At 46.8% G+C, this 15,902-nt stretch carries 14 protein-coding genes and 1 pseudogene; 13 read left to right on the forward strand and 2 right to left on the reverse strand.

Translation table 11 applies throughout. The features are described from left to right. Window positions 1–40 precede the first annotated feature (40 nt). Both ACLTD4_RS00415 and ACLTD4_RS00420 read left to right on the forward strand, forming a co-directional pair. Window positions 41–1,849 (forward strand): sensor histidine kinase, encoded by a 1,809-nt coding sequence (locus ACLTD4_RS00415; protein ID WP_412331073.1) that lies wholly within the window; start codon window positions 41–43, stop codon window positions 1,847–1,849. Between the two features lie 118 nt (window positions 1,850–1,967). Further along, window positions 1,968–2,702 (forward strand): response regulator transcription factor, encoded by a 735-nt coding sequence (locus ACLTD4_RS00420; RefSeq protein WP_002605288.1) that lies wholly within the window; start codon window positions 1,968–1,970, stop codon window positions 2,700–2,702. A 92-nt stretch (window positions 2,703–2,794) separates the two neighbouring features. Here the strand turns inward: ACLTD4_RS00420 and ACLTD4_RS00425 are convergent, their stop codons facing one another. Together ACLTD4_RS00425 and ACLTD4_RS00430 are read right to left on the reverse strand one after the other, a co-directional pair. Continuing rightward, the gene (locus ACLTD4_RS00425) at window positions 2,795–4,057 is read right to left on the reverse strand and encodes an ATP-binding protein (protein ID WP_117621918.1); all 1,263 of its coding nucleotides are present in this window, start codon (window positions 4,055–4,057) and stop codon (window positions 2,795–2,797) included. Between the two features lie 121 nt (window positions 4,058–4,178). Further along, a complete protein-coding gene (locus ACLTD4_RS00430) occupies window positions 4,179–5,174 on the reverse strand; it encodes a LacI family DNA-binding transcriptional regulator (protein ID WP_117621919.1) in 996 nt (331 codons plus the stop codon). 313 nt (window positions 5,175–5,487) lie between these two features. Here ACLTD4_RS00430 and ACLTD4_RS00435 point away from each other — a divergent pair, with 313 nt between their 5' ends. The 11 genes and pseudogenes from ACLTD4_RS00435 (at window position 5,488) to ACLTD4_RS00485 (ending at window position 15,882) form a co-directional block, all read left to right on the forward strand. Then, window positions 5,488–6,849 carry an ABC transporter substrate-binding protein gene (locus ACLTD4_RS00435; protein ID WP_117621920.1) on the forward strand — a complete coding sequence of 454 codons (1,362 nt, stop codon included), beginning with the start codon at window positions 5,488–5,490 and terminating at the stop codon, window positions 6,847–6,849. Between the two features lie 210 nt (window positions 6,850–7,059). Beyond that, a complete protein-coding gene (locus ACLTD4_RS00440) occupies window positions 7,060–7,782 on the forward strand; it encodes a sugar ABC transporter permease (RefSeq protein ID WP_333490855.1) in 723 nt (240 codons plus the stop codon). Window positions 7,783–7,796: 14 nt separating this feature from the next. Beyond that, window positions 7,797–8,636, forward strand: coding sequence for a carbohydrate ABC transporter permease (locus ACLTD4_RS00445; protein ID WP_243007975.1), 840 nt, complete (start codon window positions 7,797–7,799; stop codon window positions 8,634–8,636). 20 nt (window positions 8,637–8,656) lie between these two features. Continuing rightward, window positions 8,657–10,135 (forward strand): glycoside hydrolase family 32 protein, encoded by a 1,479-nt coding sequence (locus ACLTD4_RS00450; protein WP_117621922.1) that lies wholly within the window; start codon window positions 8,657–8,659, stop codon window positions 10,133–10,135. Between the two features lie 80 nt (window positions 10,136–10,215). After that, complete coding sequence (locus ACLTD4_RS00455; RefSeq protein ID WP_117621923.1) at window positions 10,216–10,959, forward strand: MerR family transcriptional regulator; 744 nt, start codon at window positions 10,216–10,218, stop codon at window positions 10,957–10,959. A gap of 391 nt (window positions 10,960–11,350) precedes the next feature. Beyond that, window positions 11,351–11,671 carry a hypothetical protein gene (locus ACLTD4_RS00460; protein WP_055660094.1) on the forward strand — a complete coding sequence of 107 codons (321 nt, stop codon included), beginning with the start codon at window positions 11,351–11,353 and terminating at the stop codon, window positions 11,669–11,671. Window positions 11,672–11,819: 148 nt separating this feature from the next. Continuing rightward, the gene (locus ACLTD4_RS00465; protein ID WP_002605285.1) at window positions 11,820–12,608 is read left to right on the forward strand and encodes an MBL fold metallo-hydrolase; all 789 of its coding nucleotides are present in this window, start codon (window positions 11,820–11,822) and stop codon (window positions 12,606–12,608) included. Next, a pseudogene (locus ACLTD4_RS00470) lies at window positions 12,592–13,393 on the forward strand (threonine/serine exporter family protein). The gene ACLTD4_RS00465 and the pseudogene ACLTD4_RS00470 overlap by 17 nt, the downstream one beginning before the upstream one ends. Before the next feature lie 2 nt (window positions 13,394–13,395). Further along, the gene (locus tag ACLTD4_RS00475) at window positions 13,396–13,854 is read left to right on the forward strand and encodes a threonine/serine exporter family protein (protein WP_110322863.1); all 459 of its coding nucleotides are present in this window, start codon (window positions 13,396–13,398) and stop codon (window positions 13,852–13,854) included. 43 nt (window positions 13,855–13,897) lie between these two features. Beyond that, window positions 13,898–15,169 carry a dihydroorotase gene (locus tag ACLTD4_RS00480; RefSeq protein ID WP_412331075.1) on the forward strand — a complete coding sequence of 424 codons (1,272 nt, stop codon included), beginning with the start codon at window positions 13,898–13,900 and terminating at the stop codon, window positions 15,167–15,169. Window positions 15,170–15,189: 20 nt separating this feature from the next. Beyond that, the gene (locus tag ACLTD4_RS00485; protein WP_117621924.1) at window positions 15,190–15,882 is read left to right on the forward strand and encodes a YjjG family noncanonical pyrimidine nucleotidase; all 693 of its coding nucleotides are present in this window, start codon (window positions 15,190–15,192) and stop codon (window positions 15,880–15,882) included. Window positions 15,883–15,902: the final 20 nt, after the last annotated feature.

The following is a 15,902-nucleotide window of genomic DNA, read 5'->3' on the forward strand; positions in this document are numbered from 1 at the left end:
TGAAACAAGCGGATCAAAATGATTATAAGGAAGTACGGCCATGAGGAAGATAAAACAGTGGGTAAATCAATTAAGTGTAAAAATGAAACTGATTTTTTATGGATATTTGATTATCACGCCGGTGTTGATTCTCATATGCGCCGTGCTTCTTTTTTATAACTATAATAAAGACCTGGAGAGCAGACTGGAAAATGACAGGAGCAGTGTCAATGCTCTGGCGGAAAGTATTTTTGTCCTGCAGTCCGATATTAAGGACTTCTCCACCTATTTCTGCATTAACGACGAGGTGCATGCCCTGCTGACCGCGAAAAATGCGGAGGAGCTGAACAAGAATGCAAAACTCTGGCTGGAGGAGGCGCCCATGCAGATCGTGCAGGACATGGTGGCGCTGAAAGGCCATATTAAAACCATTGGCATTTACCCGGAAAATGGGGTGCGCCCTTATCTGCGCTGTATGGATGCCAGCGCCTACGTGCCGGACCTGGAGACCGTTAAGAAGACGGAGGTTTACCGGGATACGCTGGACAGCGACAACGGGATCTTATGGCGGAGTGTGAGTAAATACGATAAAGAAACTTATAATACCAACCGTTCTGATAAGGTAGTCTTATATAGAGGAATCTTCGACCTGACTCAGAAGAAGACGCTGGGGTATATTGTCATCGGTGTCAGCCAGGAGGTCTTTCAGGAGCTGGGGGAGGGGATCCTTCACAGCGACAGGGAAGGCGTGCTGATTCTGGATAAATTCGGCGGTGAGCTCTCGAGAAGCGGCAGCATTCCAAAACAGGTGGCCGAATACTTAACGTCAGACGATTTTATAAAAGAGGACTACCGGGAACGCAAACACAACTTCACATTTGGAGATTATCAAGTGGTGTGCAGCCAGAAAGAGAAGAATTCCAGCATTGTTGTCAAGGTGGTGCCCCGGTACAGCAGGCAGATGCAGCTGACGGATATCGCCTATATGCCGATTACCCTGATGATCGGTGTTTTGCTGGGGCTTCTTCCCCTGCTCCTCATCATTTCCAATATCGTGACCAGGCCGTTAAAACGGGTCAGCGAGGCCATCGTCAAATTCTCAACCGGCGATTTTGACCAGCGGGTGGAGGTGGAAACGAGGGATGAAGTCGGAGAGGTTGCGGAATGCTTTAACAAAATGGTGGAAGACATCAAGTCACTGATTGACGAAAATTACGTCATTACTCTTCAGGAAAAAGAGAGCGAGCTGGCCGCACTTCAGGCTCAGATTAACCCGCATTTCCTGTATAATACGCTGGATTCCTTATACTGGCAGGCAACGGAAGCGGATAACGACGAAATTGCGGAAAGCATTCTGGCGCTGTCACAGCTGTTCCGTCTCGTTTTAAGCCAGGGGAAGAAGGAAGTCACGGTAGCCCAGGAGATTGAACTGGTCTCCAGGTACTTACAGATACAGAAGATGCGTTTTTCCAGGCGGCTTCACTATGAAATCAATGTGGCAGACGAGGTGAAGGCGGTATATATCCCCAAGCTGATCCTGCAGCCATTTGTGGAAAATGCCATTGTTCACGGGTTTGAAAATGTCAGCACCCCCTGTTATCTGACGGTAACCGGACGCCTGGATAAGGGAAAGATCCGGTTTGAGATAAAGGATACGGGAATCGGCATGCGCCAGGACCAGATCGACGATATCTGGGAGGAGGAGCCGGCTCAGTATGCCCGTCAGAGAATCGGGCGGTATGCCATTAAAAATATCAAAGAGCGTCTCGAACTCCGGTATCACGGTGATTTCGAACTGGAGATTCAGAGTGATGTGGGAAAGGGTACCAGAGTGATTCTCTGTATTCCTTTTGAGCCGCCACTCCACTAAGTTCGTGAAAGACCTCACTATACCCGATAAAGCGGGGCACGCTGAGTGGAGATGACATGTATCGCACGTAAGAGACCAAAATACGGTCTCTAAGTGCTTATAACGAGGAGGAACGGAAGTGTCGGTAAAGCTGTTGGTCGCAGATGACGAAGAAGTAATCCGCCGTGGTGTGGCGAAATATATCCGGCTCCATACGGACCGGTTTGACAAGATATATGAGGCTGAAAATGGCCAGGAGGCGATCGACCTGCTCTTAAAGTATCAGCCGGACATTCTGCTTCTTGATGTCCAGATGCCGCTGAAAAATGGCCTCGATGTGATGAAGGAAGCGGAGCGGGCGGGTCTGCATCCTATCGTAGTAATCTTAAGCGGATACGATGAGTTTAAATACGCGCAGCAGGCGCTGCGTTTCGGGGCAAAGGAATACTTACTAAAACCGGCGCGGGCCGCGGATATATTAAAGTGCTTAAACCGGCTGGTGGATGACAGCCTGGGGCTGGAAGAGCCGTGTGTCCAGGAAGAAGAGAACGGAACCAACCAGCTGGTAAAGCGGGCTAAAGAGTACATTGCCGAGCACTACATGGAAAATATCACGCTCAGCGACACCGCGGAGATCCTGGGAATAACCGGAGGCTATCTCTCCACGCTGTTCCAGAAAAGCCTCCAGTGCGGATTTATCGACTACCTCAATCGGGTGCGTATTGAAAGGGCATGCTGCTATCTGGAGCAGAATTACTTTAAGACGTATGAGATTGCATATAAAGTGGGGTTCCGGGATGAGAAGTATTTCTCTAAGGTGTTCAAGAAGGTGATGGGGATGTCGCCGAAGGAATATAGGATGTCGGTGGATTAGACAGCACTTGTACCATGAGGCGCTATAAAAAGCAGCGGAGAGCAGGAACGGCTTATGCCGTTTACTGCTTCCAACCGCTGCTATAAGATGAATTAAATCAGCCATGCTGGAATATACCAGTTTTTGTCATCAATCGGTATCATGTCTGCGGGCATGCATATGACAGCACCAGTTCCAATCGTCGTTTTCAAGTGGGAAGCACCAGAAAAAACATTCTCTTCGCTGGGTTCCTTTTCAATTGGAGACAGGACGGAGAAATTCTTAACGGCATCCTTTGGGGCAGACCCTTTTTTAATTTCTACAGGTGTGAGAATCCCATCCTGATAGATCAGCAGGTCAATTTCTTTTTTGTTGCTGTCCCGATAAAAGTAAAGGGGCGGCTGTTTTCCGGCGTTGATGTAGCTTTTATAAATCTCTGAAACAACCCAGGTTTCAAAGAACTGTCCAGCCATTGCGCCGCGTTCTAAGGTTTCGGGACTGCTCCACTTTGTTAGATGGGCACATAAACCAGTGTCCAGAAAGTACATTCTCGGTGCTTTAATAACCCGCTTTAAAGCATTGTTAGAGTATGGCTGTATCAGAGCTACTAAGCCGGAAGACACCAATATAGAAAGCCACTGCTTTGCTGTCGGCGCCGATACGCCAACTTCTCCGGCAATGGTTTCATAGTTTACATTGGTGGCAGTTCTTGCAGCAATTACAGACATAAAGTTTAAAAAGGCAGATTCATCGGCTACCTGTGTCAAATCCTTAATATCCCTGCTGATATAGGTTTCCAGATAAGATTCGTAATACTGCTCCAGATTAACAGCCTCATTTTCGTATAACCGGGGCATAGATCCTTTGAAAATCCTGGAATATACATCATAGATCATCATCGGTTCCATATCATCCATTCGTTTTATCAGCGTTGGAATATCCACCCGGAACGGAGGAAAATGATTTCCTGAAATCTCGCTGTTGGAGAGCCCTGCCATCCTGACTATTCCTGCCCGCCCGGCAAGGGATTCCGTGACTCTTTTCATCATATGAAAGGTCTGAGAGCCGGTAAGCCAAAAATCCCCCGGTCGCTTGTGACGATCTGCATAAATCTTAATGTAGTCAAACAGTTCCGTAGCATACTGTACCTCGTCAATCAGTACAGGCGGCTGATATCGCTGCAAAAACATTTCGGGGTCCCTTTTGGCAAATGCCCGAATGGTTGGGTTATCCAGAGATACAATTTTCCGCTCCTTTTCTGCCATACGGCTTAAAAGAGTAGTTTTACCCACCTGGCGTGGGCCTGTTACAATTAAAACAGGGAAGGTCTGACTGATATTTTTTATTGTGGGTTCAATCGTTCTCTCATAATACATAGTTTATCGTACCTCCTGATTGTAGTATATCCACCATATGGACTTTTATGCAGATCAAAAGTGTGATTTTATTTTTGCATAAATATATCTTGAAGTCAAGAGGTGTAAGTAGAAGTATCATCTATATTTCTTTGTTTCCCCTGTTGAGTTCCTTGACTGAAGAACGTTCAATAAAAGTGGTGTCCAGAAATATGTGACGGGGGGCGTCTCCAGGAGCATTCTTTTCGAGCAGATGATCCAATAGAAAACGGCTTATTTCGGTGCCAATGTACTGAATGTTATGTCCAATGGTTGTGATGTTTTCATATTGTGACAGCGGATTTTCATCGTAGGCGATAACACTTATATCATCAGGAATCTTATAATGCAGTTTTTTTAAGACAATCATAAGTGCCGTAAGAACATCCTGAGTAACGGCAATGATTGCGGTGGGCCTGTATTTTGTGATGGCATCTTCAATGATGGAAGCGGAATTTTCCAATGGAAGAGGCGATATATAATTACCTTCATACGAATCAATTCTATTAACTGCCAGAGTATGCAGTAACCCCTCTTTTCTGTCTTCTGTAGGGCAGATAAGCATAATATTTCGATGGCCTCTGTCGATCAGATATTGTGTCAGTTTGCTTGTAGCGGCGTAATCATTACACATGATAGAGTCGAATTGCTGATAGGCATTCCCGAGAACCTGAAGGGAATAGACATTTGAAGAATTCAGTAATTCAAGTACATCGGAATCTTCAAACAGCGGGGTGAAGGCAATGGCCTCTACACGTGCGGCAAGAAGCGTTTGCAGATTTTTTAAAAGGCTGCGTTCATAAGTGCTGTTAAATGATAGAATGACCTTATAGTTGAATTTTTCCAACTCTGTCGTGATTACGGCAGCAACCTGGTAGAAAACAGGATTAAAAATGTTGGTAATGACGAGACCAACGGTACGGGAACGGTTAGATTTTAAGCTACGGGCAACTGTATTGGGGATATATCCCAACTGTCTTGCGGCATCAAGAACTTTTCTTGCAGTGATATCTGTCACGGCATTGCTGTCGGAATATACTCTGGATACCGTCGCTACGGAAACGCCGGCCAATTTTGCAACATCTCTACTGGTTACCAAATTTACACCACCTTAGTTAAATTATCATAAGTAAAACATGCACATAAATAGTTTTGAGACAATGTGCACAAAATATATTGACAAAAGATGTCCGAAATGATATTATCTGAATATAAATTATACTATTAATTGGCTTTTTAGTAAAGAAAAAAACAAAAAAATATTAAAAAGTCTATTTTTTTTAGAAAAGTTGTATACGTTTACATTTGGCTGATTATTAAAATAGTCGATGAAAGGAGGAATAAATTATTTTTTTGGGAAAAAATGTAAACGTATACATTTAAAAACATATGACTAAAAGGAGAAGATATCTATGAAAAAAAGAATAGTGAGCAGTTTACTGGCAGTGGCAATGATAATGACCCTTCTCGGAGGCTGTGGTACGAAACAGGGGGAAACTACAAAGACGGAACCGGCTGTTGCAGAGACAGAAAAAACAGAAGGAAATACCGAGGCGGCTAAGGAATCGGAAGTTTTAGCAGATGGCTCGGAGGTAGAGTTGTCCTTCTGGTATCCAATCAGCCAGGAATCAGAAGCCAACTGGTATGCAATGATGGTTCAGAAATTTAATGAAGAGTATGCGGGTAAGATAAAGATACTTGAAACTGCCAATACACGGGGAGAGTCCTTTGCCTATGAGGATAAAGTCAGCGCAGCCGCTGCAACGAACAGCCTTCCGGATATTCTGATGGCAGATGGACCAAATGTGGCGAGCTACGCATACTCCAATATGTTTATTCCAATAGAAGATTATTTTACGGAAGAGGATATGAAAGATTTTCTTCCATCGACAATCGCTCAGGGAACATATGATGGCCATTTCTATGCAGTAGGCATGGGAGAGGGAATTATTAATATTTATTATAATAAGGATATGCTGGATGCAGCCGGTATTACAGCTCCTGAAAAGATTGAGGACGCCTGGACATGGGACGAGTATTATGATGTCTGCAAAAAGTTGACCAAAGATGGTATCTATGGGGGGAATTTTATTCAAGAGAAGAGCGGTGAATGGATTATTGTGGCATTCCAGCCATTTTTAGTTGCGAATGGGGCGCAACTGCTTTCTGATGATGGCAGCAAAGCGGAGGGGTATATAAATTCAGAGAAGGCCATCCAGACGGGTATCTATCTCCAGAAATTTGCAGATGAGGGATTGATCAATGTCGATCCTACAGCGACGGAGTTTCAGGAAGGCAAATGTGCAACCAAGCTGGCTGGAGCATGGATCATACCGACACTTGAACAGGCTGATTTTAATTGGGGTGTAACGTATATTCCTCAAAAAGAGGCCTATGCGGGAAGTACATCAGGAGGTTGGACAGTAGGCGTTACGCCAAACTGCCAGAATGTAGATGCCGCTATGGAATTTATTCATTACTTATCCAGTCCTGAAGCATGTGCGAGCTTTACCGTAGACGGACCGGCTTACCCGCCAGTGCGGTATTCTGCGTATGATTTACTCGATATTTATGATGATGGACCGAATAAGATCATAAAGGAAACTTTATTTGAAGAAGGTCATGCACGTCCGGCCACACCAAACTATCCAATCTTTACACAGAAATTCTCAGAAGCGTTTTACGACATTCTGTTAGGTGCTGATGTGAAGACTTCTCTTGATGATATTGCAAACTCCTTCGATAAAGAGTGGGAAGCAACGTATGCAAAGTAAATAATATGGGAAGGGAGGAAGCCTGGCGAAATGGGTGAGGCAAATTTTAGAAAAATGAAATCCAGCTATTCCAGGAGACAGAGAAATACAGCCTATATTTTTGTAGCACCGGCGTTAATATTACTCTTGCTATTCCTTATTATACCTGCATTTATGGCTTTTGGGTTTAGCTTTACAGACTTTTACGTCCTGGCACCAGACCGTATGGAGATGGTGGGAGTGGATAATTACGCTTCATTGCTCTCGGATGAACTGTTTTTTAAATGTTTACGAAATACTTTTTATTTTACAGTAGTAATTGTGCCGGTTGAAGCAGTAATCGCCATGGGTCTGGCTATTTTAGTAAATCGAAAGATTGTTGGACGGACATTTTTCAGAACCGCCTATTTTGCTCCTGTGATTTCATCATTAACCGTCGTATCCATTTTGTGGGTATGTTTATACAACCCGAATGACGGTCTGTTTAACGCAATTCTGAACATGGTCGGGCTGCCTAGTCAGCGCTTTTTACGAAGCGCTGACCAGGCAATGAATTCTATTCTGGTCATGTCAATCTGGCAGGGAGTTGGCTATCAGATGATCATCTTTATTGCAGGATTAAATGGAATATCACAGGAACTTTATGAGGCGGCGGCCATCGACGGGGCGAATTCCGTGAAGAAGTTCTTCTATATTACACTTCCAGGATTAAGAAATGTGATCTCGTTTATTGTGGTTTACGTAACGATTCAGGCATTTAAGGTATTTACACAGCCTTATATTATGACCTTCGGAGGGCCTCAGAACAGCACCAGGACGTTGGTATACTATATTTACCAGCAGGGCTTTCAATATAAGAAGGCTGGCTACGCATCTGCCATGGCAGTAGTCTTTTTCCTGATTGTGGTATTGGTGTCCATGGCGCTTAAACGTCTTTTAATTGAACGGGACTGAGAGGAGGAACGAGAGTGGGAATTAAAAAAAGCAGACTGCTTAACCGAATACTGATGTATACACTCAACATTTTTCTTGCCGTCGTGTTCCTGGCTCCGCTTGTATGGATGGTGGTATCATCAGTAAAACCTGAGGTCAACATATTTGCAGATATGACTTCCGTGAGGGCATTTCTGCCCATTAGCGGGAGCCTCGATAATTACCGGTCTATCCTGGAGAAGGGGGAGATCGTGAGAACAATGCTTAACAGCCTTTATTACGTTACGATTATGATCGGATTGGGATTAATCGTTAATTCCATGTGCGGTTTTGCTCTTGCAAAGCTTCAATTCAGGGGGCGTGATTTTTTGTTCAGCTTGATTGTAGCACTTATTATTATTCCGTTGGAAAGCATTATACTGCCGTTGTACTTTATGATCTTTAAGTTCAAGATGCTGAACACTTTTTCTGCACTTATAGCGCCGTTTACGGCCAACTGCTTCAGTATCTTTCTGTTTCGTCAGTTTTTCGTGGATATTCCGGATTCACTTCTGGAGGCAGCATATATTGATGGAGCGTCTCCTTTAAAGGCATTTTTTAAGATTGTGCTTCCTTTGTCGTTTCCGGTGTACGCGACCGTGTTGATTCTGCAGTTTATCGAACACTGGGGAGACTTTTTATGGCCGGTTTTGGTGACCGACGACAGGACAAAGACCGTGCAGCTGGGACTTCAGACGTTGTTTACGGCCCCTCCAGTTCACTATGGACCAATTTTTGCGGCGTTGACATTAAGCACGCTTCCGGTAGTAGTCATGTTTATTTTCTTCCAGAAGTATTATGTACAGGGTATCGCCCAGTCGGGGATAAAAGGATAGGAAAGGATTACAGAATAAAAATGGGCAATGTAAATAAGAATATAGAAGAAGCTGCGAGGGCGACAGCCTATGTTATGGAGCGGCATGAGGAAATTAAGAATAACCCGCTGAGACAAAAGTATCATTTTGAGGTTCCGGCTGGCTGGTGCAACGATCCTAATGGTTTTTCCATCCTGGGTGGAAAATACCATTTGTTTTACCAGCATATGCCATATGTATCAGAACCAGGTGATTATAAGATGTATTGGGGGCATGCAGTCAGTGAGAATCTGGTAGACTGGGAAGACCTTCCGGTAGCATTGGCACCTGTTGACGAATGTGATGAGGGAGGCTGCTGGTCTGGCTGTGCGCTGGAACTTGATCAGAAGGTATATTTAATGTATACGGGACTCGATGCCCGGAATGGTATGCAGCAGGGGCAGTGTATGGCTGTCAGCGATGATGGGATACATTTTACAAAGACAGAGGACAGTCCTATTTTGGCTGATACTCTTTGCGAAGCAGATAAGAAAGACTTCAGAGACCCTTACATTTGGCGTCAGAACGGGGAGTGGAATATGATTCTGGGATCTACAAAGGATCATTTTGCACAAGCACTCCTTTACCGCTCAAATGACTTAAAAAACTGGCGTTTTATTAATACAATGGCCGAGAGTCTGGGAGAATTGGGGTCTGTATGTGAGTGCCCTAATTTCTTTGAAATTGGGGGAAAATATATCTTGTTTATTTCGCCGCACGGGTTGAATCTAAGAAAGTCGGTATATTTAACCGGGAACTTCGATTATCCGGCCGGAAAGTTTTTCTGGGATACGTATGGGGAAATTGACTGGGGAATGGATTACTATGCACCGCAGGTAATTAAAGACGGAAACGGCCGCTGTATTATGATTGGCTGGATGAACAGCTGGAACTGGATGCCATGGTGTGACGGCACCTATTATACATCGAAAATGGGCTGGTGCGGTGGAATGGCACTGCCCAGAGAACTGCGTCTGGATGAACTGGGACGGCTGCATTTTGAGCCTGTACAGGAGCTAAAGAATTATCGGACTGAACCGGCAGAAATGGTTTCCGAAACTGCAGGCGAAGAGGGGATCTCCATAGAAACGGCAGATAATTCCCATTGTGAAATGATAATTGATTTTAACTTGAAGGGGACGACGGCTGAAATCATCCAGTTGGAGGTTAAGAGCAATGAAAAGGAGAAGGTTCTTGTAAACTTAAACCTGAAGCTTGGAGAAATAGAATTTGACCGTTCCCATACCTTTGACCATTTGAAGAGTAAAAGACGCTGCTCTTTCCGCTCGGTCAGTGAAACAGCCTGCCGTATTCATGTGTTTATTGATTCCGCATCGGTGGAGTTGTTTACCGATGACTATATGACCTGTATGACAAATACAGTTTATGTTCCAGAAAATGCAGACCGTATTAAAATACGCGGAATAGGCGGTAGGGTTAAGATTTTAAAGGTTCAGTCCTGGGCGATCAAAAAAAATTGAACATTTGTATTTCTTAAAAATATCTCTTGACTCTCACGCTGCGTCATACGTTATAGTAATAAATGAAGGCGGTGATAACTATGAGACTGACAGTAAGCGAGACAGCAAAATTAACAAATATCAGTGTGCGCACACTCCATTACTATGATGAAATAGGGCTGCTCAAACCAACCGGCACGACGGAGGCGGGGTACCGTTATTACGACGAGGAGGCGCTTACAGCGCTGCAGCAGATTTTGCTGTACCGGGAACTGGATTTTCCTCTGAAGGAAATCAAAGACATGTTGTCGAAGCCTGACTATGACCGCCAGGAAGCACTTGCGGCCCACAAGTCGCTGCTCTTGCTGAAGATCGAGCGGCTGCGCCGGCTGACCGGACTGGTGGACAGTATGATGAGAGGAGAAAACACCATGAGTTTTCAGGAATTTGATATGCACGAGATAGAAGAAGCAAAGAAAAAGTACGCGAAAGAAGCGAAGGAACGCTGGGGTGACACGGAGGCGTACCGAGAAAGTGAAAAGAAGACTTCCGGCTACGGAGAGGAAAAGTGGAGGGCTTTAAACGGAGAAATGAGTGATATTTTCCGGGAATTTGCGGAGTGCGCCAATGCTGGTGAGACGCCTGAGGGCAGCCGCGCGGCCGGATTAGTGGAGCGGTGGAGGAACCATATCACCGAAAACTACTACGAATGCACCCTGGAAATCCTGGAGGGACTGGAAAAAATGTACGTGGGGGACGGACGTTTTAAAGAAAATATCGACCAGTTCGGCGAACACACAGCCGAATTTATGAGCCGGGCGATAGAAAGCTACTGCAAACGGTAAATAATGGAAAATGGGCTGAAAAGCGCCGCAAACGTGGTAAAAACACAAAAACGCAGGAAAATAACAAAAAAATACACAAAAAACATAGCGCAATAGCACTGCATAATAGTGCATAATGACATGAAATAAAGAATGCCTAAAAAAGTACAGTATGGTTACAAGAGTATATTTTCATAGTTTTCAGTTTAGAACCTCTTTTGTCAATTGTAATAAATTTTAAGAAATCGGGTGACTTTTAATTAAGAAAAAAATCACAGAAAGAACATTGACTTTAAACGTTTTGAGTGATAAACTGACTCTCGACTTGAGGGCATAGGACAACCGAAAGTCATGACACAATTCTAAGACATAACAAAAAGACACCTATGTAGTCGCAAGGAGGAGAACAATTATGAAACTGACAGCAAAGAAACTCGTACTTACAGGCATCGCGGTATTAACTATGGCATCAATCTCTGCATGTGGCAGCGGTACAACTGCTGAGACAACTGCAGCAACAGAAGCTGAAGTTACAACAGAAGCAACAACAGAAGCAGTTACAACAGAAGAAGCTACAGATGAGACTACTGAAGGAGAATCTGCAGACGCAGAGTCTACAGAAGCAGTAGATTCCGAGGACGCTTCCGCAGAAGAGTCTTCTGAAGAAGTTGAAGCTGCATCTCTTGAAGACGCAGAAGCAGTAACAGAAGAAGCTACAACAGCAGCGAACTAATCAGAACTGACATAAGCTGTTACAGCAAAAAAGCAATTTATTTGGGCGGAGACGAGTGTCTCCGCCCTTTCTGATTATAAAAGAAGAAAAAAGTTGACAAACGCTTTCCGTTATAACAGAATAGGGATAACGGGAAAGGAGGCGTCACATGAAAATTACTTATATCCATCACAGCTCTTTTTTAGTGGAGCTGGAATCGGTTTATCTGCTGTTTGATTATACGGAGGGAACGATTCCCGGGATGAAGCGGGAAAAACCACTTCTGGTATTGGCAAGCCACAGGCATGGAGACCACTATTCGCCTGTGATTTTTGATTTGATAAAGGAACATGGAAACGTCAGGTTTGTCCTGTCTAACGATATCTGGAGGAAGCGCCTGCCGGAGGAGGTGCTGCCGCTTACGGATTCCCTAAAGCATGGGGAGACGGTGAAGTACAGGCTGGAGAACGGCATAATCCGGCAGCTCACGAGAACTCCGGAGAATCAGATAGAAGATGGAGTTATATCTGACGCCTGTTTGACCATCCATACTTATAAATCGACGGATGAAGGTGTGGCGTTTCTGATTGAGGCGGAAGGCAAAACCATCTATCATGCGGGAGACTTAAATAACTGGAGATGGGAGGGCGAACCGGATAACTGGAACGACTCCATGGCTAAAAAATACAGTGCTCAGATTGATAAAATGGCCGGAATGCACCTGGATGTGGCTTTTTTGCCGCTGGATCCGAGGCAGGAGGACGATTTTTATCTGGGAATGGACGAATTCCTGCATAAAGTGGATGTGAAACATGTATTTCCCATGCATTGCTGGGGAGATTATTCTGTGATAGGGAAGATCCGGGCACTCGGCTGTTCGGCCGGTTACAGAGACAGGATTGAAGAGATTACTGGGGATGGGGAGGTCTTTACAGAGGAAGATGAACGTTTCGTGTGAGTTAAGCGGGGAGGAACAGCGGGAGATCCTGGACGCCGCCATGCAGGCGGGCCACATTCTGCTGGAAAATGGAGCCGAGATTTTCCGGGTGGAGGAGACGATCGACAGGATTTGCCACTATTACGGAATCGAGTCGGGGAACGCATTTGTGTTGAGCAATGGGATTTTTATTACCTCGGGAAATGAGAGGGAAGAGATCTTTGCAAAGGTCCAGCATATCCCGGTGAGCGGAGTCCATCTAAACCGGGTGGCCGCGGTGAACCAGCTGTCCAGGGAGATCGTGGAGGGGCGGTATACCATAGGCGAAGTGAGGGAACGGCTGGATGAGATCCGCGTCATGCCCGGGAAAGACGAAGACCATGCAGATCCTGGCCTCCGGTGTGGGAAGCGCATGCTTCTGCATGCTGTTCGGGGGCAATTTCATGGACAGCGCGGCGGCTTTTGTGTCGGGCGTGCTCCTGTATTTTTACGTGCTGTATATCAGCGGCCCACATTTATCGAAGATTGTGGGAAATATCGGAGGCGGTGCACTGGTGACCTTTCTCTGTTCCGTGATGTATCTGCTTTCCGTAGGGCAGCACTTGAATTTCATGATTATCGGTTCCATCATGCCTCTGGTGCCGGGAGTGGCGTTTACCAACGCCATACGGGATATCGCTGATGGGGACTACATCTCCGGATCCGTGCGGATGCTGGATGCTCTGCTGGTATTTTTCTGTATTGCCATGGGCGTTGGACTTGTGTTCAGCCTGTTCCGTGGGCTGACGGGAGGTGTGATGCTGTGACACTGCTCATTTCTGTGGCGGCTGCCGTCGGGGGGACGGTATCATTTTCCCTCCTGTTCGGGGTTCCCACAAAGTATTATCCATACTGCGGACTGATCGGCGGAGCCGGCTGGGCCGTTTACTCCATTTTGATTCAGAGCAGTACCGCGCCGGGTGCTGCGCTCTTTGCCACGATCGTGGTGATTCTGCTGTCGCGGCTTTTTGCGGTCAGGGAACGGTGTCCGGTCACCATATTTCTGATTTCCGGCCTCTTTCCGCTGGTACCCGGTGCGGGGGTGTACTGGACCGCCTATTATATCGTGACAAATGAACTGGACAAGGCGTCCCAGACCGGTTATATGGCTCTTAAGGTGGCGGTGGCCATCGTACTGGGGATCGTGTTTGTGTTTGAACTGCCGCAGGGGATATTCAGGGTGTTTTCGAAGAAGGAAGAGAAACAGGGCAATCCGCGAAGCCGGTAACAGGCCCGGCGGAGTGCTCATCATAAGGAGGTATGGCATGAGGATGCTGATTAAAAATATCCGGATTGTGAGTCCGGGAAATGGACTCGACAGAATGGGTTCTATCGTAATTTCGGACGGAACCATTCTTCGCGTGGGAGACTGCGCGGAGACGGATGGTGAATTTGACACGGTCATCGACGGCAAAGGGCTCGTCGCGGCGCCGGGACTCGTGGATGTACACGTGCATTTCCGGGATCCGGGGCTTACGTATAAAGAAGATATTCATACCGGCGCTGCCGCTGCGGCAAAAGGCGGTTTCACGACGGTTGTCTGCATGGCGAATACGAAGCCGCCGGTGGATAATGTGGAGACGCTCCGGTACGTTCTGGAGGAGGGAAAGAAGACCGGGATTCATGTGCTTCAGGCCGCTGCGGTGACAGTGGGACTCGCCGGGAAGGAACTGACTGACATGGAGGCGCTGAAGGCTCATGGGGCGGCTGGCTTCACTGACGACGGGATACCGATCATGGATGAGAAGCTTTTAAAGACAGCCATGGAGGAGGCGGCGCGTCTGGATCTTCCGCTAAGCTTCCATGAGGAAGACCCGGCGTTTATTGTCAACAATGGACTTAACCACGGCGCTGTCTCGGACGAGCTGGGGATCTATGGCTCACCGGCACTGGCGGAGGATTCTCTGGTAGCCCGCGACTGCATGATCGCCCTGCACACAGGGGCCGCGGTGGACATTCAGCATATCAGCTCCGAGGGAGCCGTGCGGATGGTGAAGCTGGCGAAGGAGCTGGGAGCGCGGGTATACGCGGAGGTTACGCCGCACCATTTTACACTGACGGAAAACGCGGTTTTGGAGCATGGGACTCTGGCGAAGATGAATCCGCCTCTCCGGACGGAAAGGGACCGCCAGGCCATTATAGAGGGATTAAAGAACGGCAGCATCGATATGATTGCCACGGATCACGCCCCGCACAGTGCGGAGGAGAAGGCCAAACCGCTGACGCAGGCGCCCAGCGGGATCATCGGGCTTGAGACGGCGCTGGGACTGGCGGTCACGAATCTGGTTCGCCCGGGCCATTTAAGCCTGCTTGAGCTGATGGAGAAGATGAGCCTGAATCCGGCGAAGCTCTACCATCTGGATTCCGGTTCCGTGGAAGAAGGAAAGGCGGCGGACCTGGTGCTGTTTGATCCGGAGGAAGAGTGGACCGTAGGGGAATTTGCGTCGAAATCCTCTAATTCCCCGTTTACCGGAAGCAGACTGTACGGAAAAGTAAAATACACGATCTGCGGCGGGAAAATCGTATATCGGGACGGAGAATAAGGCCGGAGGGGGAAGATTTGATGAATAAATATACGACTATCCTTTTCGATGTGGACGGAACGCTTCTCGATTTCGATTCCGCGGAGGAAAATGGGCTTGCCAGTGTGTTTAAAGAGTACGAAGAAAGCGGAGCATACCGGACAGCGGATTTAATCGGGACGTACCGCAGGGTGAACCGCGATCTGTGGGACGCCTATGAGAAAGGTCTCATCACGAAGGACCATATTACGGATACCAGATTCGACGCCGTATTTGAGGCCCACGGCATTACTGCCGACGGGATACAGACCGAGCACAATTACAGGGAAATCCTGAATCATACGGCGATTGTCATGCCGGAGGCCGTGGAGGTGCTGGAGTATTTGCAGGACCGGTATGACCTGTATGTGGTGACAAACGGTTTTACGGAGACTCAGAAGATGCGGATGGCGGATTCCGGTCTGGACCGGTACTTTAAGAAATCCTTTATTTCCGAGGAAGTCGGGTATCAGAAGCCGCAGAAAGAGTTTTTTGACCGCTGCTTTGAGGCCATGCCGGGAGCGGAGAGAGAACGGACCCTGATCGTGGGAGACTCCTTAAACTCGGATATAAAAGGTGGAAATACAGCGGGAATTGACACCTGCTGGTTTAATCCGCAGGGGGCTGTTCTTACCGCCGGTGTCAAGGTTGACCGGGAGATCCGGTCGCTTAAAGAGCTGAAGGAATTTTTGTAGTCAGCAGGTGGAACTGCCTG

The sequence above is a fragment of the Hungatella sp. genome, from assembly GCF_046966825.1.

Bases quoted from the DNA above. Each gene is read 5' to 3' on its own strand.
- ACLTD4_RS00415 (WP_412331073.1), top strand. From the start codon at position 41: ATGAGGAAGATAAAACAGTGGGTAAATCAATTAAGTGTAAAAATGAAA.
- ACLTD4_RS00425 (WP_117621918.1), bottom strand. From the start codon at position 4,057: ATGTATTATGAGAGAACGATTGAACCCACAATAAAAAATATCAGTCAG.
- ACLTD4_RS00435 (WP_117621920.1), top strand. From the start codon at position 5,488: ATGAAAAAAAGAATAGTGAGCAGTTTACTGGCAGTGGCAATGATAATG.
- ACLTD4_RS00440 (WP_333490855.1), top strand. From the start codon at position 7,060: ATGGTGGGAGTGGATAATTACGCTTCATTGCTCTCGGATGAACTGTTT.
- ACLTD4_RS00450 (WP_117621922.1), top strand. From the start codon at position 8,657: ATGGGCAATGTAAATAAGAATATAGAAGAAGCTGCGAGGGCGACAGCC.
- ACLTD4_RS00455 (WP_117621923.1), top strand. From the start codon at position 10,216: ATGAGACTGACAGTAAGCGAGACAGCAAAATTAACAAATATCAGTGTG.
- ACLTD4_RS00460 (WP_055660094.1), top strand. From the start codon at position 11,351: ATGAAACTGACAGCAAAGAAACTCGTACTTACAGGCATCGCGGTATTA.
- ACLTD4_RS00465 (WP_002605285.1), top strand. From the start codon at position 11,820: ATGAAAATTACTTATATCCATCACAGCTCTTTTTTAGTGGAGCTGGAA.
- ACLTD4_RS00480 (WP_412331075.1), top strand. From the start codon at position 13,898: ATGCTGATTAAAAATATCCGGATTGTGAGTCCGGGAAATGGACTCGAC.
- ACLTD4_RS00485 (WP_117621924.1), top strand. From the start codon at position 15,190: ATGAATAAATATACGACTATCCTTTTCGATGTGGACGGAACGCTTCTC.